The 19,983-nt window shown below is 71.0% G+C and carries 19 protein-coding genes; 7 read left to right on the forward strand and 12 right to left on the reverse strand.

Going from position 1 to position 19,983, the window contains the following annotated elements; genetic code table 11:
• Positions 1-261 precede the first annotated feature (261 nt).
• The 5 genes from rpsB to C1J01_RS21545 all read left to right on the forward strand — a co-directional run bounded on the left by rpsB (position 262) and on the right by C1J01_RS21545 (position 6,032).
• On the forward strand, positions 262-1,176 hold the full coding sequence (gene rpsB, locus C1J01_RS21525; RefSeq protein ID WP_111180785.1) for a 30S ribosomal protein S2: 915 nt from the start codon (positions 262-264) through the stop codon (positions 1,174-1,176).
• A gap of 1,633 nt (positions 1,177-2,809) precedes the next feature.
• Entirely contained in the window at positions 2,810-3,643 is an 834-nt protein-coding gene (tsf, locus tag C1J01_RS21530; RefSeq protein WP_111180786.1) for a translation elongation factor Ts, read from the forward strand.
• A 146-nt stretch (positions 3,644-3,789) separates the two neighbouring features.
• Complete coding sequence (pyrH, locus tag C1J01_RS21535; RefSeq protein ID WP_220040021.1) at positions 3,790-4,488, forward strand: UMP kinase; 699 nt, start codon at positions 3,790-3,792, stop codon at positions 4,486-4,488.
• Between the two features lie 43 nt (positions 4,489-4,531).
• Positions 4,532-5,089, forward strand: a complete 558-nt coding sequence (frr, locus tag C1J01_RS21540) for a ribosome recycling factor (RefSeq protein WP_111180788.1) — start codon at positions 4,532-4,534, stop codon at positions 5,087-5,089.
• Between the two features lie 103 nt (positions 5,090-5,192).
• On the forward strand, positions 5,193-6,032 hold the full coding sequence (locus C1J01_RS21545; protein ID WP_235854580.1) for a phosphatidate cytidylyltransferase: 840 nt from the start codon (positions 5,193-5,195) through the stop codon (positions 6,030-6,032).
• A 4-nt stretch (positions 6,033-6,036) separates the two neighbouring features.
• Here C1J01_RS21545 and C1J01_RS21550 read toward each other — a convergent pair whose 3' ends face one another.
• Positions 6,037-7,053 (reverse strand): suppressor of fused domain protein, encoded by a 1,017-nt coding sequence (locus C1J01_RS21550; RefSeq protein ID WP_111180789.1) that lies wholly within the window; start codon positions 7,051-7,053, stop codon positions 6,037-6,039.
• 119 nt (positions 7,054-7,172) lie between these two features.
• On the opposite strand from C1J01_RS21550, the gene rlmN reads away from it, so the two are divergent.
• Entirely contained in the window at positions 7,173-8,273 is a 1,101-nt protein-coding gene (gene rlmN / locus C1J01_RS21555; RefSeq protein ID WP_111180790.1) for a dual-specificity RNA methyltransferase RlmN, read from the forward strand.
• A 7-nt stretch (positions 8,274-8,280) separates the two neighbouring features.
• Here rlmN and C1J01_RS21560 read toward each other — a convergent pair whose 3' ends face one another.
• Entirely contained in the window at positions 8,281-8,949 is a 669-nt protein-coding gene (locus C1J01_RS21560) for a hypothetical protein (protein WP_111180791.1), read from the reverse strand.
• Positions 8,946-9,668, reverse strand: a complete 723-nt coding sequence (locus tag C1J01_RS21565; RefSeq protein ID WP_111180792.1) for an ABC transporter ATP-binding protein — start codon at positions 9,666-9,668, stop codon at positions 8,946-8,948. Before C1J01_RS21565 ends, C1J01_RS21560 begins: the two co-directional genes overlap by 4 nt.
• Before the next feature lie 89 nt (positions 9,669-9,757).
• On the opposite strand from C1J01_RS21565, the gene C1J01_RS21570 reads away from it, so the two are divergent.
• Positions 9,758-10,384 (forward strand): DivIVA domain-containing protein, encoded by a 627-nt coding sequence (locus C1J01_RS21570; RefSeq protein WP_146615682.1) that lies wholly within the window; start codon positions 9,758-9,760, stop codon positions 10,382-10,384.
• On the opposite strand, the gene C1J01_RS21575 is transcribed toward C1J01_RS21570, so the two are convergent.
• From C1J01_RS21575 to iolC, 9 genes are all read right to left on the reverse strand, one after another.
• Entirely contained in the window at positions 10,362-11,030 is a 669-nt protein-coding gene (locus tag C1J01_RS21575) for an HAD family hydrolase (RefSeq protein WP_220040022.1), read from the reverse strand. The genes C1J01_RS21570 and C1J01_RS21575 overlap by 23 nt on opposite strands.
• Before the next feature lie 35 nt (positions 11,031-11,065).
• Complete coding sequence (locus tag C1J01_RS21580) at positions 11,066-12,280, reverse strand: PAS domain-containing sensor histidine kinase (protein WP_111180794.1); 1,215 nt, start codon at positions 12,278-12,280, stop codon at positions 11,066-11,068.
• Positions 12,281-12,335: 55 nt separating this feature from the next.
• Positions 12,336-13,256, reverse strand: coding sequence for an SDR family NAD(P)-dependent oxidoreductase (locus C1J01_RS21585; RefSeq protein WP_111180795.1), 921 nt, complete (start codon positions 13,254-13,256; stop codon positions 12,336-12,338).
• Between the two features lie 4 nt (positions 13,257-13,260).
• A complete protein-coding gene (locus C1J01_RS21590) occupies positions 13,261-14,274 on the reverse strand; it encodes an aldo/keto reductase (RefSeq protein ID WP_111180796.1) in 1,014 nt (337 codons plus the stop codon).
• Between the two features lie 113 nt (positions 14,275-14,387).
• Complete coding sequence (locus C1J01_RS21595) at positions 14,388-15,380, reverse strand: AI-2E family transporter (protein ID WP_235854581.1); 993 nt, start codon at positions 15,378-15,380, stop codon at positions 14,388-14,390.
• Positions 15,381-15,432: 52 nt separating this feature from the next.
• Complete coding sequence (iolD, locus tag C1J01_RS21600; RefSeq protein ID WP_111180797.1) at positions 15,433-17,295, reverse strand: 3D-(3,5/4)-trihydroxycyclohexane-1,2-dione acylhydrolase (decyclizing); 1,863 nt, start codon at positions 17,293-17,295, stop codon at positions 15,433-15,435.
• Complete coding sequence (gene iolB, locus C1J01_RS21605; RefSeq protein ID WP_111180798.1) at positions 17,292-18,131, reverse strand: 5-deoxy-glucuronate isomerase; 840 nt, start codon at positions 18,129-18,131, stop codon at positions 17,292-17,294. Before iolB ends, iolD begins: the two co-directional genes overlap by 4 nt.
• Positions 18,128-19,012: a Cgl0159 family (beta/alpha)8-fold protein gene (locus C1J01_RS21610; protein WP_111180812.1), complete on the reverse strand. Its 885-nt coding sequence runs from the start codon at positions 19,010-19,012 to the stop codon at positions 18,128-18,130. The genes iolB and C1J01_RS21610 overlap by 4 nt, the downstream gene beginning before the upstream one ends.
• Before the next feature lie 17 nt (positions 19,013-19,029).
• The gene (iolC, locus tag C1J01_RS21615; RefSeq protein ID WP_111180799.1) at positions 19,030-19,971 is read right to left on the reverse strand and encodes a 5-dehydro-2-deoxygluconokinase; all 942 of its coding nucleotides are present in this window, start codon (positions 19,969-19,971) and stop codon (positions 19,030-19,032) included.
• Positions 19,972-19,983 lie beyond the last annotated feature (12 nt).

Below are 19,983 nucleotides of genomic sequence, written 5' to 3' on the forward strand. Positions count from 1 at the left end.
GGATGGGAAAGGATGCGGGAGTGGGGCGGGATGTCCGTTTGACCGCAGACGGTCAGCCTGGGGTGGTGTGGGAGGTAGACTTTCCGATGGCCTGTGACCACAGGCCGACTTCGCATGCCCCATTGCGGACCGCGCCATCGGTCCGGGCCTAGCGCCCGGCTGGAGCGGGCTCGGGGCATCAGGGCGGCAGACGACGCGCTGCCGCGGCACAACCGAGAACCGCGCCCTTCCGCAGGGCGCCCAGACCTGGAGGACCAGCACATGGCCCCCGTCGTCACCATGCGACAGCTGCTCGAGAGCGGCGTTCACTTCGGTCACCAGACCCGGCGCTGGAACCCGAAGATGAAGCGCTTCATCTTCACCGAGCGCAACGGCATTTACATCATCGACCTGCAGAAGTCTCTGTCGTACATCGACCGCGCCTACGACTTCGTGAAGGAGACGGTCGCCCACGGCGGCACGATCCTCTTCATCGGCACCAAGAAGCAGGCGCAGGAGGCCATCTCCGAGCAGGCCGCCAGGGTCGGCATGCCGTACGTCAACCAGCGTTGGCTGGGTGGCATGCTCACCAACTTCTCGACCGTGCACAAGCGGCTGCAGCGTCTGAAGGAGCTCGAGGAGCTCGACTTCGACAACGTCGCGGCCTCGGGGCTCACCAAGAAGGAGCTCCTCATGCGTCGCCGCGAGAAGGACAAGCTCGAGCGCACGCTCGGCGGCATCCGTGACATGGGCCGCGTGCCCAGCGCGGTGTGGGTCGTCGACACCAAGAAGGAGCACATCGCGATCAGCGAGGCCAAGAAGCTTGGCATCCCTGTCGTCGCGATCCTCGACACCAACTGCGACCCCGACGAGGTCGACTACCCGATCCCGGGCAACGACGACGCCATCCGCGCCGTCGGCCTGCTGACCAGGGTCGTCGCCGACGCCGTCGCGGCCGGTCTGATGGCCCGCTCCGGCGCCGCCCGCGGTGACGAGAAGCCGGCCGCCGCCGAGCCGCTGGCCGAGTGGGAGCGCGAGCTCATCGAGCAGGGCACCGGCGAGCGCCCGGCCGAGGAGACCGCCGCGGCTCCCGAGGCTGCCGCTCCGGAGGCCGCCGCCGAGGAGGGTGCCACCGCCGAGGCTGCCGCCCCGGCCGAGGCCCCCGCCGCCGAGGGCGAGAACGAGCAGCAGGCCTGACGCTTTGTCGGTAGGGCGCGGGTCTGGCCGGCTTACGGCTCGGCAGGCGTTCCCGCCAAGCGGGCAGCAACGAAACGTGACAGCTGAATAAGGCGAAACCACCAGTGGCCGCAGGCCCTGGAGGGCTGGTCAGGCAAAGCGCGTACGGGTTCGGCAATGGCTGGGCCTGGACGCGGTGCGCCGGGCGGGTGACTCCGGGGCTGAGGCCGTAAGCCAGGTCAGGGCGGGCGCCGCGACGGGTTCGTCGCGGTGTCCTTCTGGCGGGCGGGGCACGACTGGACATGGGCGACGGTGCCGAGGGTCTGGCTGTTGGGCCAGGGTGCCTGAGGCGCCGGGCCTGGGTGACAGGTGCTGCGGGATCTTGGCTGAACTGGCTGAGGTGCCGCAGGACTTGGATCCGGGGCCTGTGAACGTCCCGATGGTCGACGTGAGGACGCGGAGTGCCGAGGAAGGACTCCCGGCGTGGTAGCCGGGGAGCTGGATTCGGTGGTTCGTGCCGAGCGAGCCGTACTGAGGTAGGGCGAGGTGAGCCGTCGAGGCGGGCCGAGCCATGCTGAGCTGAGGTGTTGCCGTCCCGGTAGGGACGGGTGCGCCGACGAGGCACGGTGCGGAGATCGGACCGGTACCGGTCTACGGGCGGGTGGCTCAAGGGGTACGGCGGTGGTCGAACCCCCATGAGTGGCCCGGCCGGCGGCGGTAGGACCTGACCCTCTGGGATGAGGCTGAGGGTTGGCTGGGCTCTGTGCCCGGCCGGGACCGAGGTTGAGACCAGAGATGCCACGCTCCGGTGAGGCCGAGACTGAGCCGCGGGCGGTGCCTGGGGACAGGCGGCTGAGCCGGATGGTGATCCGGCAAGGTCGGCTCGTCGAGCCGCAGGTGTGGTGCCCGGGCGGGGTCGGATGGCTCTGATCGGGCGGCGTACCTGGGCGGGCCGGATGGCCGAGCCGCGGGTGTGGCGCCTGGGGCGGGTCGGACGGCTGAGCCTGGTCGCCGGATTCGGGCGGGGTCGGATGGCTCTGGCTCGGGCGGCATGCTCGGAAGGCCGGACGACCGGTTGCGGGCGTGAAGCCGGGAGAGCCGGGTGTCATGCCAGGCGGTCGGTCCACGACTTTCGAGTGGCTTCTCGGAGAAGGCCGAGTGGCTGAGCGTGAGCGTCATGCTCGGGCGAGGTCAGGGCGGTCAGGTTCCGAGACGGTGCTCGAGGACGCTGAGTGGCTGAGCCGGGTGCGTGCCAGGGCAAAGCCGAGAGGCTGCGTCTCGGGCGGGTGCTCGGGTGAGGCCGGTCGGCGGAGTCGGGTGCGCCATCTGGTGAGGTCCGTCGCTTGAGCTCAGGTCTGTTGCTCGGATGCTGGGGCTGGACGGTGGAGGCTGAGGTTGGCTGGAGCGAGGGCGTGAGCTGGACGTGAGGCGGTGCTGAGGTGGTAGGCCGCTGCGAGGCTGGGCAGTATGCCCAGCGAGGCAAGCGAAGCGGCAAAGTCGGGCCGACCCGGCTCACTGGTGAGACCCGGGCCCCGAGCGAGACGAAGCGCCTGTACGGCACGCGCCCGCCGTACGAACCCCGGGTGGGTGGCCGGATACCGGTACCCGCCCGATCCACGATGACGACGACGAAATCCCACAAGGAAAAAGAGCAATGGCTTCCGTGAACATGGCCGACGTCAAGCGGCTTCGCGAGATCACCGCTGCCGGCATGATGGACTGCAAGAAGGCGCTGGAGGAGTCCGAGGGCGACTTCGACCGGGCCATCGAGATCCTGCGCCTCAAGGGCGCCAAGGACGTGGGCAAGCGCGAGGCCCGCACCGCCTCCAACGGTCTGGTCGCGCTCAAGCAGGACGGCGACTCTTCCGCCGCGCTGCTCGAGCTCAACTGCGAGACCGACTTCGTGGCCAAGGGCGAGCGCTTCCAGGAGCTCGCGGGCCAGGTCGTGGCGCACGTCCTCGAGACCAAGCCCGCCGACGTGGCCGCGCTGCTCGAGTCCTCCTTCGACGGCAAGACCGTCAAGGAGCACCTCGACACCGCCAACGCCGCGCTGGGTGAGAAGATCGAGATCCGGCGGTTCGAGGTGCTGGAGGGCGGCTACATCGGCGCCTACATGCACAAGACCGACCCGGCGCTGCCGCCCGCGGTCGGCGTGCTGGTCCAGCTCGACAAGCCGAACGCCGAGGTCGCCAAGGACATCGCGCAGCACGCTGCCGCGATGGCCCCGCAGTACCTCAAGCCGGAGTCCGTGCCCGCCGAGGTCGTCGAGAAGGAGCGCAAGCTCTTCGAGGAGATGACCCGCGAGGAGGGCAAGCCCGAGGCCGCCATCGGCAAGATCGTCGAGGGCCGGGTGAACAGCTGGTACAAGGACTTCACGCTGCTGCAGCAGGCCTTCGTCAAGGACAACAAGAAGAGCGTGGGCAAGTACGCCTCGGAGAACGGCGTCGAGGTCCTCGCTTTTGTCCGCTTCAAGGTCGGTCAGGCTTAGGCTTAGGCAAGCTGCCAGCTCTAACGATCCACCGAATGAAGGAGGCCGCCGCCGTGCAGGACCACCGGGAGTCAGCCCACGAATCCACGCGGACGGCGGCTTCCTCATCGCAACACCAGCACATCCCGCTCAGGTGGAAGCGGGTCATGTTGAAGCTGTCAGGAGAGGCGTTCGCCGGCAACGAGCCGCTGGGCATCGATCCGGGAGTCGTCGATCATCTGGCTGACTCGATCGCCGAGGCGGTCAAGGAGGGCGTGCAGGTCGCGGTCGTGGTCGGCGGCGGCAACATGTTCCGCGGCGCCACCCTGTCGCAGGGGGGCATCGACCGGACCAGGGCCGACTACATGGGCATGCTCGGCACGGTCATCAACTGCCTGGCCCTGCAGGACTTCCTCGAACGGCGGGGCGTGGAGACGCGCGTGCAGACCGCCATCACCATGCAGCAGGTGGCCGAGCCGTTCCTGCCGCGCCGCGCCATCCGGCACCTGGAGAAGGGCCGCGTGGTCATCTTCGGTGCGGGGCTCGGCTCGCCGTTCTTCTCCACCGACACCGCGGCGTCGCAGCGGGCTCTGGAGATCGGCGCCGAGGCGCTGCTCAAGGGCACCCAGGTCGACGGCATCTACGACTCCGATCCACGCAAGAATCCCGACGCGGTCAGGTTCGACCATCTCGACTACGGCGAGGTACTGCTGCGTGACCTCGCGGTCATGGACGCCACCGCGATCAGCCTGTGCAAGGACAACGATCTGCCGATCGTCGTCTTCGACCTCATGGGCGAGGGCAACATCCTGCGAGCGGTACGCGGTGAGAAAATCGGCACGCTGGTGAGTCCCGCAGGCAAATGACGGAGCGAGCCCGATACCGCCAGCTAGAAGACAGGGAGCCGCTGTGATCGACGAAACCCTCCTCGAAGCCGAGGACAAGATGGACAAGGCCGTGTCGGTCGCGAAGGAGGACTTCGCGAGCATCCGTACGGGCCGGGTCACCCCCTCGATGTTCAACAAGATCAATGCTGAGTACTACGGCACGCCGACGCCGATCCAGCAGCTGGCGTCGTTCCACGTGCCCGAGGCGCGCATGGTCATCATCCAGCCCTACGACAAGAGCTCCATGGGCGCGATCGAGAAGGCCATCCGCGACTCCGACCTCGGCGTCAACCCGACCGACGACGGCCAGGTGATCCGCGTGACGTTCCCGGAGCTGTCCGAGGAGCGCCGCAAGGAGTACATCAAGGTCGCCAGGAACAAGGGCGAGCACGCCAAGGTGTCCGTACGCAACATCCGCCGCTCCGCCAAGGAGACCCTCGACAAGATGGTCAAGGACGGCGAGGCGGGCGAGGACGAGGTCCGGCGGGCCGAGAAGGAGCTCGACGACCTCACCCAGAAGCACGTCGCGAAGATCGATGAGCTGCTCAAGCACAAGGAAGCCGAGCTGCTCGAGGTCTGAGCGGCGCCGCGGCGGAGGGCCGCGTCCGACGGCCTCAGGCAGCGGGTCAGCATCTACGGCCCTCGCCCCCCGCGGCGGGGGCCGTGGCACATGGAGAAACGCAGTGGAAGAACGTACGGCTGGCACCAGTTCGAACGGCGGCAGCCGTACCGGGAGAAACCTGCCGGCCGCGATCGCGGTCGGCCTGGTGCTGGGCGCGCTGGTCCTGGGCACGCTTTACACCGTCAAAGAGCTGTTCCTCCTGGTGCTCGTCGGGGCGGTGGGCGTCGGCGTCCTGGAGCTGGTCAAGGCGTTCGCCACCCGTGACATCAAGGTGCCGGCCGTGCCGGTGCTGGCGGCGCTGGTCGCGATGCAGGCGGCCGCCTACTGGTTCGGTCCCGTCTGGTTACTCGCGACGTTCGCCGCGTTCGCGTTCGTGCTGCTGATCTGGCGGATGTTCAGCGACGGCACGGACGGGTACGTGCGGGACGCTTCGGCGTCGGTGTTCATCCTGTTCTATCCCGCGATGCTCAGCACGTTCGCGGCGTTGCTGCTCAAGGCTCCCGACGGCGACCACCGGGTGCTCGTGTTCATTGCGGTGACCGTGGCCAGCGACATCGGCGGCTATGTCGCGGGTGTGCTGTTCGGGCGGCATCCGATGACCGCGATCAGCCCTCGCAAGACGTGGGAGGGGTTCACCGGATCGGTCGTCGGCTCCACGGTGGTCGGCGCGTGGCTGGTGACGTGGCTGCTCGGTGGCGACCTCTGGCAGGGTGCGCTGATCGGCGCGCTGGCGGCGGCGCTGGCGACGGTCGGCGACCTGGTCGAGTCGATGATCAAGCGCGACCTCGGCATCAAGGACCTCGGCACGATTCTCCCCGGACACGGCGGCCTGATGGACCGGCTGGACTCGCTGGTGACGACGTTGGTGCCCGTCTGGGTGCTGATGACGCTGTTCCTGTGAGAGATCAGTGGCGCTGGGCCTCCAGAGCGGTGACGGGGGACAACCAGAGCCACCGGACGATCTCCCCACCGAACGCGAATCCTGACATGTCAGGCATGTGGGGTGGGTTGGCCTGCATGAGGACCCCCGAATACTGCGGGCCCAGCGGGAACGTGGACGGCTCGTGATACCACTTCGCGGTGTGCCCGTGGCCCAGCCAGGTGACCGAGTGCCACGGATACTGCGCCAGCCACACCAGCAGCAGCGCCGCGTCGCGCGGATCGTCGCGGGTGGCCACGGCCAGCTCGATCCTGGCGTACGCGCCGGGTTTGTCGATCCACTGCTCCACCGTCGGCATGCGCTGGCAGCTCATGCCCACCGTGGACAGCACGGTGAAGCCGCGGTCGCCGTGCGGGGGGCGTTCGGTGATGCCCACGGTCGGCAGGCGGTCGCCGCTGGCGTCCCAGTAGCGGTCGGCCGGGCCCAGCACCCGGTCGAGATGCCCCATCACGAACTGCTGGAACGACGGCCACGACCCCTCGCCGTGCCTCCAGCGCCAGTAGGACGCGGCGTTCTCGATACGGGGTTGTAACCCTTCCAGCGCCTCCGACAAGGCCCAGGCGAACGGCGTCTCGCCCACCGCGTCGCGCGCGTAGCCGGGCATGCCCCGCCGCATGTCGGCCCAGCCCGGGATGACGGCCAGCAGGTCGTCGTCCTCGTAGAGGGCCACGCCGTCGCCCTCCTCGAACCACAGCGGGCTGAGCTGCCCGAGCGGCCGGCGGCCCTCGGGGTGCAGGGTGTTGGGCCGGGGCATCAGCGGGGGCAGCCCGGCGTTGATCCGCCGCAGGTCGACCACGGGCGGGGCCGGACGGTGGTTGGCCAGCCAGACGGCGCCGTGCACCGTGCCGTCGGGAGAGCACAGGTAAGCTACCGAGGAGTCCTCATCCCGCTCGACCACGAGCGTCCGGCTGCCGTACGGGTTGCCGGAGGCGAGGACGACCTCGGTGCCACCCTCGCCGGATGCCGACCGGAAAATCGCCATACGAAACGACTGTAGATCGGCGGAAGACCCGGACGCGAGCCGTAACGTGACCAGGAATTCCACCTCCGATCCGAACGTTCACTAACCTGGTCGACAACCCCTCAAGCAAAGGCAGCAACGTGTCCCAGCCTCCAGGTCAGCTCACCTTCGTCGCGCCCCGGCGGGCCAAGCCCGCCCGGCACCTGGCCGACCTGTCGATGGCCGACCGGCGGGCGGCGGTGGCCGAGCTGGGCGAGAAGGCGTTCCGTGCCGACCAGCTCTCGCGCCACTACTTCGAGCGGCTCACCACCGACGTGTCCGCGATGACCGACCTGCCCGCGGGGGCCCGCGAGAAGCTCGCGGCGCTGCTGCCGAGCCTGCTCACGCCGGTCCGCGAGCTGACCACCGACGGCGGCACCACCCGTAAGACGTTGTGGCGGCTGTTCGACGGGGCCCTGGTCGAGTCGGTGCTCATGCGCTATCCCGACCGGGTGACGATGTGCGTGTCGTCGCAGGCCGGCTGCGGCATGAACTGCCCGTTCTGCGCCACCGGCCAGGCCGGGCTGACCCGCAACATGTCGACCGCCGAGATCGTCGAGCAGGTCGTCGCGGGGGCGCGGGCGCTGGCGGCCGGCGAGGTGCCGGGCGGGCCCGGCCGGGTGAGCAACGTCGTGTTCATGGGCATGGGTGAGCCGCTGGCCAACTACAAGCAGGTGATCGGCGCCGTCCGCCGCCTGGTGGAGCCGGCGCCCCACGGGCTCGGCATCTCCGCGCGCGGCGTCACGGTCTCCACGGTCGGGCTGGTGCCGGCGATCGGCAAGCTCGCCGACGAGGGGCTGCCGGTGACGCTGGCGCTGTCGTTGCACGCGCCCGACGACGAGCTGCGCGACACGCTCGTGCCGATCAACACGCGGTGGAAGGTGGCCGAGGTCCTCGACGCCGCCTGGGCGTACGCGGCCAGGACCAAGCGGCGGGTCTCCATCGAGTACGCGCTCATCAAGGATGTCAACGACCAGGAGTGGCGCGCCGACCTGCTCGGCAAGCTGGTCAAGAACAAACTCGTGCACGTCAACCTCATCCCGCTCAACCCGACGCCCGGCTCGAAGTGGACGGCGTCGCGGCCGGAGGACGAGCGGGCGTTCGTGCGGCGGCTGAAGTTCCACGGGGTGCCGGTGACGGTGCGCGACACGCGCGGGCGCGAGATCGACGGCGCCTGCGGCCAGCTCGCCGCCGCCGAGTGATCCTCTCCTACGTCCGGCGGCGTAGGTGGACGTACGCGGCCAGGCCGGCGGTGCACCACGCCAGTGAGATGGCCGCGAGTTCGGGGAGTCTCGTGAGCAGGTCGCCGGCGTCCGCGGCCTTCATCCAGGTGATCAGAGGGACGGTCAGCCAGTAGAGCGACGAGGCGCTGATCAGCAGCATCGCCATGAAGCCGAGCAGCAGGGCCATGATCGAGACGGCCGGTGACGGCAGGACGGCGCGGCTGGTGAGGGCGCCCAGCGCGGTGCCGGTCAGGGCGGCGAGCACGTACAGCAGCGCCGCGGCTCCCAGCGCGGCCGGGGGAGGCGACGCGGAGACGCCCAGCAGCAGGGCCCAGGCGAGGGCGAGCGCCGAGAGCACCGCACACGCCGCGAACGCCGCCAGCAGGCCCGCCGCGACCTCCCTGCCGCGTCCGCCGGCCTGGATCGCCGAGAGCTCGCGCTGCCGGTCCGGCTCGGTGTCCAGCAGGCTTCTGGCCGCCCAGGCGAGGATCGGAACGATGAGTACGGCCCCGTCGGCCAGGACGGCGGTCTCCACGCCCTTCGGGGCCCGGCTGCCGTAGACGATCGCCAGCATGGCGAGGGCGAGCAGGAGCGCCTGGTAGACGCGGTGTGACCGGACGTAGGCGGCCAGGCGGAACACGGCCAGGGCGATCAATGGGACTCCTCGATCTCGCGGGCCAGGTACCCCTCGTCGCGCACGCCGGCCAGGAAACGCGGCAGGTCGCCGGCGGGGAGCGTGACGGCCACGGTGACCTGCCCGGCCGTCTCGGGGGCGGGTGACGCGGACTCTTCGAGATGGCCGTCGCGCAGGGCCCAGTGGCGGAGGGCGGGCAGGTCGCGCAGGCCGGACTGGTGGTCACTGGCGATGACGATGGCGCCGCGCTGGGCCAGCTCGGCGGCGATCAACGGCAGCGTCTCGCGGGTGCCGGCGTCGAGGCCGGCGAACGGCTCGTCCAGGATGAGCAGCCCCGGCTCGGCCATCAGCGCCTGCACCAGCCCCACCTTGTGCGCGCTGCCCTTCGACAGGTCGCGCAGCGCGGTGTCGAGGAGGGGGCCGAGGCCGAGACGTTCGGCCCAGGGCTCCCACCGGGCGCCGCCGCGTACCCGGGACATGTGCCGCAGATACGTCGTGACCGTGAACGGCTGGGCGGTGGGGAAGCGGTCGGGGGCGAAGCCGACGACCGCCGGCCGGTCGGCGATCACCCCCGAGGTCGGCCGGGCAAGCCCTGCGAGGAGCCGGAGCAAGGTGGACTTGCCCGCGCCGTTCGCCCCGGTCAGCTCGATCACGTTGCCGGCGGACAGGCGGGCGTCGGCGTGGGAAATGACGAGGCGGTCACGTTTTCGGTAACGAAAAGAGACTCTGGTCAGCTGCATGATCTCGTAACGCTATATGTCGGAACGCATGGGGGTGATAAAGGTCCGACAATGGAGGGGCCCCCAGCACAGCTCAAGAGGAGTGAGGCTTGAATCGCTTTCCGCGCGTCATGGGCATGCGTTCAGGCTATGACCCCGTTGAAGTCGACGCTCTGATCGAGCGGATCGAATCGACCCTGGGCCGTGGTTCACACGCCCTGGAGCCGGTCACCGCCGATGAGGTACGCAGAGCGACGTTCCGGGCCAGACGCGGCGGCTACCAGGAGACCGCGGTCGACTTCGCCCTCGAGGCGTTCGTCGTCGCCCTGGAGACGCAGGCCAGGCGGCCCGTACGGCTGGCCATGGCCGAGCCCACCGGCGACCTGCTCCGTGAGGAGTGGTTCGAGACGCAGGCCGCCCGTGTCGAACGCGTCGCCTTCCGCCCCGGCCGCATGGGCACCGGATACAACGAGGACGAGGTCGACGCCTTCCTCGACCGGATCGTGGCCACGTTGCGCGGCACGACGGCGTACCCGGTGACGGCGCAGCAGGTCCGGGAGGCGAAGTTCTCGACCGTGCTGTTCCGGCCCGGCTACCTGATCGCGGACGTCGACTCGTTCCTGGCCGGCATCGTCGACGTGCTCCAGCAGCGGTTCGACCACCAGAACGCGCCGGACACGAGCAGCCGCCCCAGCAGCCCGCCCGGCGCGTGGTTCAGGCGGGAGCCCCTGGGCTGAGGGCCGTCCCGACGGCGGCGAGCAGACCGCGCAGGTCGGGCAGCACGCCCTGGACGACCTGCGCGTCGGCCGGCCGTTCGCCGAGGCGGTTGATCCACACGCGGGGGAGCCCCAGCCGGTGCGCGGGCACCATGTCGTGGAAGTAGCTCTGCGCCACGTGCACCCACGTCGCCGGCTCGTACGTGCTGCGGAACAGTTCGAAGTGCGCGTCCGCCGGTTTGTACGCCCCCGCGTCCTCGGCCGTCACCACCGCGTCGAACGGCACGGGCAGCCGCCGCCGTGTCCCGGCGACGAGGTCACGGTCGCAGTTGGTCAGCAGCGCGAGCCGCCACCCGGCCTCGCGCAGCGCCGACAGCTCCGCGCCGACCTCGGGGAACACCGGCCAGTACGGCAACGTCTCGGCCAGCACGCCGGCGTCGTCGGGGTTCAGGCGCACCTGCTCCTCGGCGCACGCCCTGCGCAGGGACTCGGCCAGGACGTCGCGGTAGCGCATGGCCGGCGACTCGGCCTCCACGGCGTGCTCGTGCCGGTTGTACGCCTCCAGCAGCCGCGCCCCCTGCCCTGGGGCGACCAGCTCGGCGCTGGTGCGGATGCCGTGCCGCCAGTCGACCAGAGTGCCGTAACAGTCGAACGTAACCCATCGCATACCACCCATCATGAGGGCATCGCGGTGGAGCGACGCTAGGAGGCAAGGGGGAGGCGCAGGACGAAGCGCGCGCCGTCGGGATGGTCGGCCACATGGAGATCGCCACCGTAGGACTGGGCGATCTCGCGGGCGATCGGCAGCCCGAAACCCGAGCCGCCCGGGTCGAGTCTGCGAGCCTGGTCCTGGCGGTACAGGCGGTGGAAGATCCTCTCGCGGTCCTCCGGCCGGATGCCGGGGCCGTCGTCCACGACCTCCAGAACGGCGTACGGAGGATCGGTGGCGACCACGATCTCGATCTTGCTGGTGGTGTGCCGCTCCGCGTTGGCCACAAGATTGGACAACAGCCTGGCCAGCCGCACACGAGAGGCCCGGACCACGGCGTTGTCGCTGAGATGAATGATGATCTCGGCGTTCGCCGGGTGGGCTTCCAGCTCTTCCATGACCAGGTTGCCCAGGTCGACCAGACTGGTGGTGGGCGGAGTCGCCGTGTACAGGCGGGCCAGGACGAGCAGGTCGGTGACGACGTTGTCGAGCCGCTCGATGTTCTGACGCAGAGTGCGAAGCGTCTGGCGCAGATCGGCGTCGGGGTCGTCCAGCGCCACCTCCACCTCGGTCAGCAGGCCCGTGATCGGGTTGCGGAGGTCGTGGGTGGCGTCGAACAGGAAGCGTTGTTGCTGCTCGATGGCCTCGTGCAGCGCCGACACGGCCTGCTGCTCCTGGCGGTACGCCTGTTGCAGCCGCGAGCTCACCTTCACCGGGTCAGGGACCTGACCGGGGGTGCGCGCGCCGGTCTGTGTCGACCCGGCGGCGTCGGCCCCCAGGGAGGCGCGCACCTGCTCGGAGAGGCCGGTCACGTCCTCCACCGTGACGATGATCCACCGTACGTCGCCGGCCGGGTCGCACATCGGCACGTTCAGCAGGCACCAGTACCGTTCCTCGAAGGCCCCAGGGCGGTCGGACGTCTCCCTCCCGTGCCCCAGCAGCGGCACGACGTCGGCCACGCCGGTGTCCGCCACTCTCCGGAGCGAGGCGCGCACTTCGGCCACGCCGGATTTCTTGGGATCGCCGAGGACGCGGAGTCTGCCGGAGAAGTCGGCGAAGACATCGCGACGGACGACGTCCTCCCGGTTCCGCCCGGTCAGGTGTACGTAGGCGTCGTTGACGGCCACGACGACCTGATCCGGAGTGAGGATCGCGCAGGGTGACGGTATCGCGTCGAATACCGCCCGATAGTCGATGTTCGTTTCCAAGATGGGATCACCTAACCTGGCCCGGCCCGTACGACGGGAGCGGGCGCTCTGCCGTTCACGAGACCTTCGCGTCGAGGCCGTCCACGACCGCGGGGCCGGTGGGGAGGAGGTCGGCGAAGGTCATGCGTTCCATGAACCGGCGGCGGCTGCGGGCCGCGGCCTCGTTGACCGGGATGTCGCCGACCCCGGTGTAGTCGACGGTGGTACGGAACGGACGGGAACCGGCGGGAAGCCCGACGACGCGGACGATCTCATCGGCGACGCTCTGCACCTGGGGGACCAGGCCGGGGAGCGTCATCCCTCGGGACGCCTCCTCGTTGCGGTCCAGGTACGGCTGGTAGAGCGCCTGGTACTCCTGCTGAACCCCGGTGTCGGCGGGGAACTCGGCATTGGGGAAGTGATCCGTGCCGTCGACGAAGATACCGGGCATCACGATCGTGGTCTCGATGCCGAACTTGATCGTTTCGTAGCCGATCGACTCGGCGAAGGAGTCGAACGCGGCCTTGGCCGCTGTGTACGGCCCGAGGAACGGCGGGACCACCCTGGTCGAGCCGCTGCCCACCCAGATCAGCAGGCCGGAGCGTTGCCGCCGCATCATCGGCAGGAAGGCCCGGTTGACCCGCAGAGCGCCGACCACGTTGGTGTCCAGCCCGCGCATGACCTGTTCGGGGGTGAAGGCCTCCGTGATCCCGAAATACAGGTGGGCGGCGTTGTGCACCAGCACATCGAGGCGGCCCTGCTCCTGCCGGATCGTCCGGGCGGCGGCCTGCGCCGACTCCTCCGACAGGACGTCGAGCTCGACGACCCGAAGGTCGACCCCGTGCTCCGCGGCGAACGCACGATGCTCCGCGGCCTTGTCCGCGTCGCGCCCGCCGACGTCCCGCATGCTCGCGTAAACGGTGTGGCCGGCAAGGGCCAGGGAACGCGCGGTGAGCCGCCCCATGCCGGTGCCGGCCCCCGTGATGATGATGACCATGCGCTCAGCCCTCGCTGTCAAGGGCGGCCATCAGCTGGGCGTTGTAGCGGTCGCCGGCGGCCGCGCCCGCCGGGACGGCGGCCTCGATGGCGGACAGGTGCTCATCGCTGAGCACCAGGCTCGCGGCGGCCAGCGACTCGCTCAGCCGGTCGCGGCGGCGCGCGCCCACCAGCGGCACGATGTCCGGCCCCCGTGAGGCGACCCACGCGATCGCGACCTGCGCGACGGTGGCGCCGATCGACCGGGCGACCTCGCGCAGCGCGTCGACCAGGGCGAGGTTCGCCTTGAGGTTCTCGTCCTGGAAACGCGGCAGCGCCTGAGCGCGGAAGTCGCCGGGCGTCAGCTGCCGGTCCGCGCTCCAGTGCCCCGACAGCAGCCCCCGGGAGAGCACGCCGTACGCGGTGAGCCCGATGCCGAGCTCGCGAAGGGTCGGCAGGATCGACTCCTCGACGCCGCGGGAGATCAGCGAGTACTCGATCTGCAGGTCGCTGATCGGGTGGACGGCCGCCGCCCGGCGCACGGTGGCCGCGCCGACCTCGGAAAGGCCGACATATCGGACGTAACCGGCCTGGATGAGTTCGGCGATGGCGCCGACCGTGTCCTCGATCGGCACGTTCGGGTTCAGCCGGGTCGGACGGTAGATGTCGACGTGGTCGGTGCCGAGGCGGCGCAGCGTGTACGCCAGCCGGTCCTTGACCGCGACCGGGTCGGTGTCCGCGGGCGCCGGCTGGAAGGCGCCGTCCGGGGTGCGCCGCGCGCCGAACTTGACGCTGATCACCACGTCCTCGCGGTTGCGCTCCTTGAGCGCCCGGCCGATCAGCATCTCGTTGTGGCCGGAGCCGTAGAAGTCGCCCGTGTCGATGAGCGTGACGCCCGCGTCGATCGCCGCGTGCAGGGTGGCGATGCTCTCCTGCTCGTCGGCCGGGCCGTACATATCGGACATGCCCATGGCGCCCAGGCCGATCGCCGAGACGCGGGGGCCGTTCGATCCGAGCCGGCGGGAAAGAATGGTGGCCATTGAGGGTTCTCCTTTTCGTTTCCCTTCCCCGCCTTCGCGGGGATATATCCAGTTTGACCTGGGGAAACGAGGCCAGCCATGGCTGCCATGACCCTGGGGACGGCGTCCCCCCGCTACGCGACAGGGCTGTGGCGGCGGCTGTGCACCAGGGCGACGATGACGGAGGTCACCGGGGCCGCCAGGAACGCGCCGGTGATCCCGGCGATCACGCTGCCGAGCGTGATCGCCACCAGGATGACCGCGCCGGGCAGGTCGAGGGCCTTACCGTAGATCTGCGGCGCCAGCACGTGCCCCTCGATCTGCTGCACCGCCACGGTCACCGCGACCACGATGAGCGCCACCAGCCAGCCCTTGGCCACGAGCGCGACCACCGCGGCCAGCAGCCCGGCGATCAGCGCCCCCACCACCGGCAGGAACGCCCCCACGAACGTCAGCACGGCCAGCGGCAGTGCGATCGGCACGCCGAGGATCCACAGCGCGAGCCCGATGAAGAACCCGTCGAACAGGCCGACGAGCGCCACCCCGCGGATGTAGCGCCCGATCACGGTGAAGATCAGATGGCCCGTGTCGGCCAGGCGCGTCCTGGCCCGGACGGGGGCCAGGTCGAGCAGCCAGCGGAAGAGCCGGTCACCGCCGTGCACGAAGTAGACCGACAGGATGAGCGCGAGGATCGCGCCGACCACGACCTCGCCGACCGTCCTGACGCCGGCCAGCGCGCCGGTGGTGATCTGCCCGCCCTGCGCGGAGAAGTAGTCCCTGGCCTGCTCCAGGAGGCGCCGGTCGTCGATGCCGAGCCGTTCGGTGAGGTCGTGCAGGTCGTCGAGCACCTGGCCGAGGCTCGCCCGCAGCTCGGTGACGCTGTCGACGGTGGGCGGCACGAGCAGCGCGACCAGCCCGCCGAACAGCAGCAGGCCACCGACGAACACCATCGCGGTGGCCGTCGCGCTGTTCAGGCCGCGCCGCCTGAGCCAGCGCGCCGGGGGCAGCAGCAGCGCCGTGAGGAAGACGCCGATGATGATCGACATGGCGACCGTACGGATGTGGTAGAGGCAGAACAGGACCACCGCGGTCACCGCGATCCACCCGAGCAGCCGCCACGGCCCCATCCCCGACCCCCCTGTAACGCCTGGTCAGGGGCGTTCCCCAGGGGGGCCGTGCTCACACGGGCGGCGACAGGTGGGGGTGCTGGGCGCGCTTGTTGGCGGTGTACTCCTCCAGGGCCGCCTCCGTGGCGCTCGTGGTGGCGGCCTGCGCCACCGGCACGTCCCACCACGCCTCGGACGACGGCACGTCGTCGGCCAGACGGTCGGTGCGGACGTAGACCACCGTGGTCTCGGTCGCCGAACGGGCCGCGTCGAGCGCCTTGCGCAGGTCGGCGACCGACTCGGGGCGCAGCACCGAGGCGCCCAGGCTGGCCGCGTTGGCCGCCAGGTCCACCGGCAGCGGGCCGCCGTCGAAGCCGCCGCCGCCGCGGTAGGCGTACGCGGTGCCGAGGCGTTCGGCGCCGACGCTCTCCGACAGGCGGCCGATGGAGGCGAACCCGGAGTTGTCCACCAGCACCACGATCAGCTTGACGCCCTCGGAGACGGCCGTGACGAGCTCCTGCGCCATCATCAGGTAGGAGCCGTCGCCCACCAGCACGAACACCTCGCGCTCGGGGGCCGCCATCTTCACGCCCAGGCCGCCGGCGATCTCGTAGCCCATGCAGGAGTAGCCGTACTCGACGTGGTAGCAGCCGGGGCCGCTGGGGCGCCAGAGCTTGTGCAGGTCGCCGGGCATCGACCCGGCCGCGCACACCACCACGCCGTCGTCGCCGGCCGCCGCGTTGACCGCGCCGATCACCGCCGCCTGCGAGATCGGCGAGCCCTCCAGCCCGTACGCCGCGTCGACCGCCGCGTCCCAGGCCCGGATGAGCCCGGCGGCCCGCTCGCGGTAGGCGGCCGGGGTTGCCCAGCCCTCGCACGCCTCGGCGAGGTCGGCGAGGCCCTCGCGGGCGTCGGCGACCAGCTGCAGGCCGGACAGCTTGGCCGCGTCGAAGCCGGTGACGTTGAGGTTCACGAAACGGGCGTCGGGCGCGAAGATCGTGCGCGAGGCGGTGGTGAAGTCGCTGTAGCGGGTGCCGACGCCGATGACCACGTCGGCCTCGCGGGCCAGCGTGTTGGCGGCGGTGGTGCCCGTCGCGCCGACCGCGCCGACGGCCAGCGGGTGCCCGTGGGGGAGGGCGCCCTTGCCCGCGTGCGTCTCGGCGACCGGCACGCCGTACCGCTCGGCGAAGGCGCGCAGCTCGTCGGCGGCCTCGCTGTAGATGACGCCGCCCCCGGCCACGATCAGCGGGCGGGCGGCCGCGGTGATGACCGAGGCGGCCCGGGCCAGCGCCGAGCGTTCGGGGCGCGGACGCGGGATGTGCCAGACGCGGCGGGCGAACAGCTCGTCGGGCCAGTCGTACGCCTCGGCCTGCACGTCCTGCGGCAGCGCCAGCGTCACCGCGCCGGTCTCGGCCGGGTCGGTGAGCACCCGCATGGCCGCGAGCAGCGCCGGCGGCAGCTGCTCGGGACGGTTGATCCGGTCCCAGTACCGGGAGACGGGCCTGAGGCAGTCGTTGACGGAGATGTCGTAGGAGCGCGGGTCCTCCAGCTCCTGCAGCACCGGGGAGGCCACGCGGGTGGCGAAGATGTCGCCCGGCAGCAGCAGCACGGGCAGCCGGTTGATGGTGGCCGCCGCCGCGCCCGTGACCATGTTGGTGGCGCCGGGGCCGATCGAGCTGGTGCAGGCCAGCGTGGCCAGCCTGTTGCTCGCCCGGGCGTGGCCGGCCGCGGTGTGCACCATCGCCTGCTCGTTGCGGCTCAGGTGGTACGGCAGGTCGGCGCCCGCGGTGGCCAGCGCCTGCCCGATGCCGGCGACGTTGCCGTGGCCGAAGATGCCGGTGCAGCCGGCGAAGAACCTGCGCTCGACACCGTCGCGCTCGCTCCACTGCGCGGCCAGGAAGCGTACGACGGCCTGGGCGACGGTCAGCCGGGTCATGAGGTCCTCCCGAACGGCAGTCTGGGGTCGATGAGCTGGTCGTCCCACGAGGAGCGGATCCAGGCGTGACGCGGGTCGTCGCAGAACGCCATCGACCGCTCGTCCGCGGGGCCCGCCAGGACGTTCAGGTAGTACAGGTCGTAGCCGGGGGCCGCCATGGAGGGGCCGTGGTAGCCGTACGGCACCAGCACCACGTCGCCCGAGGAGACCTCGGCGAGGGTGTCGATCCGGCCCCGCTCGGAGGAGTAGACCCGCTGGTAGCCGATGCCCTGGTCGGCGACCTCGAAGTAGTAGATCTCCTCCAGCACCGCCTCGCCCGGGTTCGGGGTGTCGTGCTTGTGCGGCGGATAGGACGACCAGTTGCCGCCGGGCGTGAGCACCTCCACGGCCACGAGCTTGTCGCAGTCGAAGACGCCGGGGGCGCAGAAGTTGTTGACCTGGCGGCTGGCCTGGCCCGCGCCCCTGAGCTCGACCGGCACCTCGGCGGCGGCGACGTAGCGGGGCGGCAGGGCGCGGGTGGCGCGGGCCGCGGGCAGGGCGATGCGGCCCGCGCCCTCGATCGTCACCCGCGTGCCGATCGGCACGTACGCGAAGTCGGACGGCCCGTCGAACACCGACGGCCGGCCGGCCAGCGGGAACGTCTCACCCGGCAGGGTCACCGTGCACGAGCCCGCCAGCGGCAGGACGAGCATCTCCTCCTCGCCCGTGTCGAACGACACCGGGGCGTCGGTCAGGTCCACGACCCGCAGCCCCGAGTACGTCCAGCCGGCCACGGACGGGGTGATCTCCACCGACCAGGGGTCGCCGGCGGCCTTGCCGTACGGAAGGTAGGTCATCGTCGGGCCTTTCGCACCAGCGCCGCGGCCCCGTCCACGGCGGTCGCCACATCGTCGTCGGGAGGATAGAGCAGGGCGCGCCCGACGACGAGGCCGCGCACCCCGGGCAGGCCGAGCGCGCGGTGCCAGTCGGCGAAGGCGGCGTCGATGTCGGGCGGGTCGCCCCCGAGGAGCAGCGCGGGCAGCGTGGTCGCGGCCATCACCCGCTCCATCTCGGCCACCGCCGGGATCTTGAGCCAGGTGTAGGCCGAGGTCACGCCGAGCGCCTGGGCGATGCTGATCGCCCGGATGACGGCCTCGGGCGACAGGTCGTTGCGCACGGCCCCCGACTCCGTACGCGTCGACCAGAACGGCTCCACCATGGCGACCAGGCGCCGGCGGGCCAGGTCGGTGACCGCGTGGGCGCACGACTCCAGCGTGGCCACGGTCGCGTGGTCGGCCGGGTCGATGCGGCAGAGCATCTTGCCGCCGTCGAGCCGCATCGCGTCGATCGAGGCGGCGTCGAAGCCGGTGAAGCGGTCGTCCAGCTCGAACACCGAGCCCTGCAGGCCGCCGCGGTTCATGGAGCCGAAGGCCAGCTTGCCCTCCAGCGCGCCCAGCAGCAGCAGGTCCTCCAGGACGTCGGGGGCGGCCAGGATGCCGTCGACGCCCGGCCTGGCCAGCGCCACCTGGAGGCGGTCGAGCAGGTCGGCGCGGCTGGCCATGGCCAGCGGCCGGTCCCGGACGCCGAGCGAGCCGCGGGCCGGGTGGTCGGCGGCGATGATGAGCATCCGCTCCCCGTCGCCCGGCAGACCGCGCCGTTGCCGGCGGGCCGCCGCTTCGGCGATCTCTTCGGGCCTGGTGGCCCGGATGTGGGTGAGCCGCTGGTAACCCGCGCCCATGGACAGCGTGATGTCGCTCAAGAAGCCACCCCGTTCAGCAGGTCCTCCACCTCGGAGGTCGTCGGCATGGCGTCGGCGCAGGCCAGGCGGGCGGCCACGTAGGCGCCGGCGGCGTTGGCGAAGCGCAGCGTGCGCTCCAGCGGCCAGTCGCGCAGCAGCCCGAGGCACAGGGCGCCGCCGAACGCGTCGCCCGCGCCGATGCCGTTGACGACCTTCACCTCCATCGGCTCGACCCGCGCCCGCTCGCCGTCGGCGGTGCGCGCGAAGACGCCGTCGGGGCCCATCTTCACGATCGCGACGCGTACGCCGGCGTCGAGCATGGCCTGGGCGGCGGCCTCGGGGTCGCGGACGCCGACGGCCGTCTCGACCTCGTCGAGGTTGCCGACCGCGACGGTCGCGTGGGGGAGCGCCTCGCGCGCCGCCCGCGTGGCCGCCTCGCGCGACTCCCACAGGGACTCGCGGTAGTCGAGGTCGAACACCGTCCAGCCGCTGGTGCGGGCCCGCAGCGCGGCGTGGTGGGCGGCGGCGCTGGGCTCGCGGCTCAGCCCGGTCAGCGAGAACCAGAACAGGCTCGTCCCGGCGATCGCCCGGAGGTCGAGCATGGACGGGGTGACGCGCAGGTCCGGCGGGTGCTCGCCGCGGTAGAAGTAGATCGGGAAGTGATCGGGCGGGAAGATCTCGCAGAAGGTCACGGGCGTGGCCGGGCCCTCGATGGTGCTGACGAAGACGTCGTCCACGCCGAAGCCGCGGATCGCCCGGCGTACGTACTCGCCGAACGGGTCCGCTCCCACGGCGGTGATCACGGCGGATCGCAGCCCGTGGCGCGCCGCGGCGACGGCGACGTTGGTGGGGCTGCCACCGAGGAACTTGCCGAAGGTCTCGACGTCGGCCAACCCGACGCCGGTCTGCAACGGATAGACGTCGACGCCGCAGCGACCGAACGTGATCAGGTCGTACAAAGCACCTCCTGG

It is taken from the genome of Nonomuraea aridisoli (assembly GCF_003236395.1).
GTDB classification, from domain to species: domain Bacteria; phylum Actinomycetota; class Actinomycetes; order Streptosporangiales; family Streptosporangiaceae; genus Nonomuraea; species Nonomuraea aridisoli.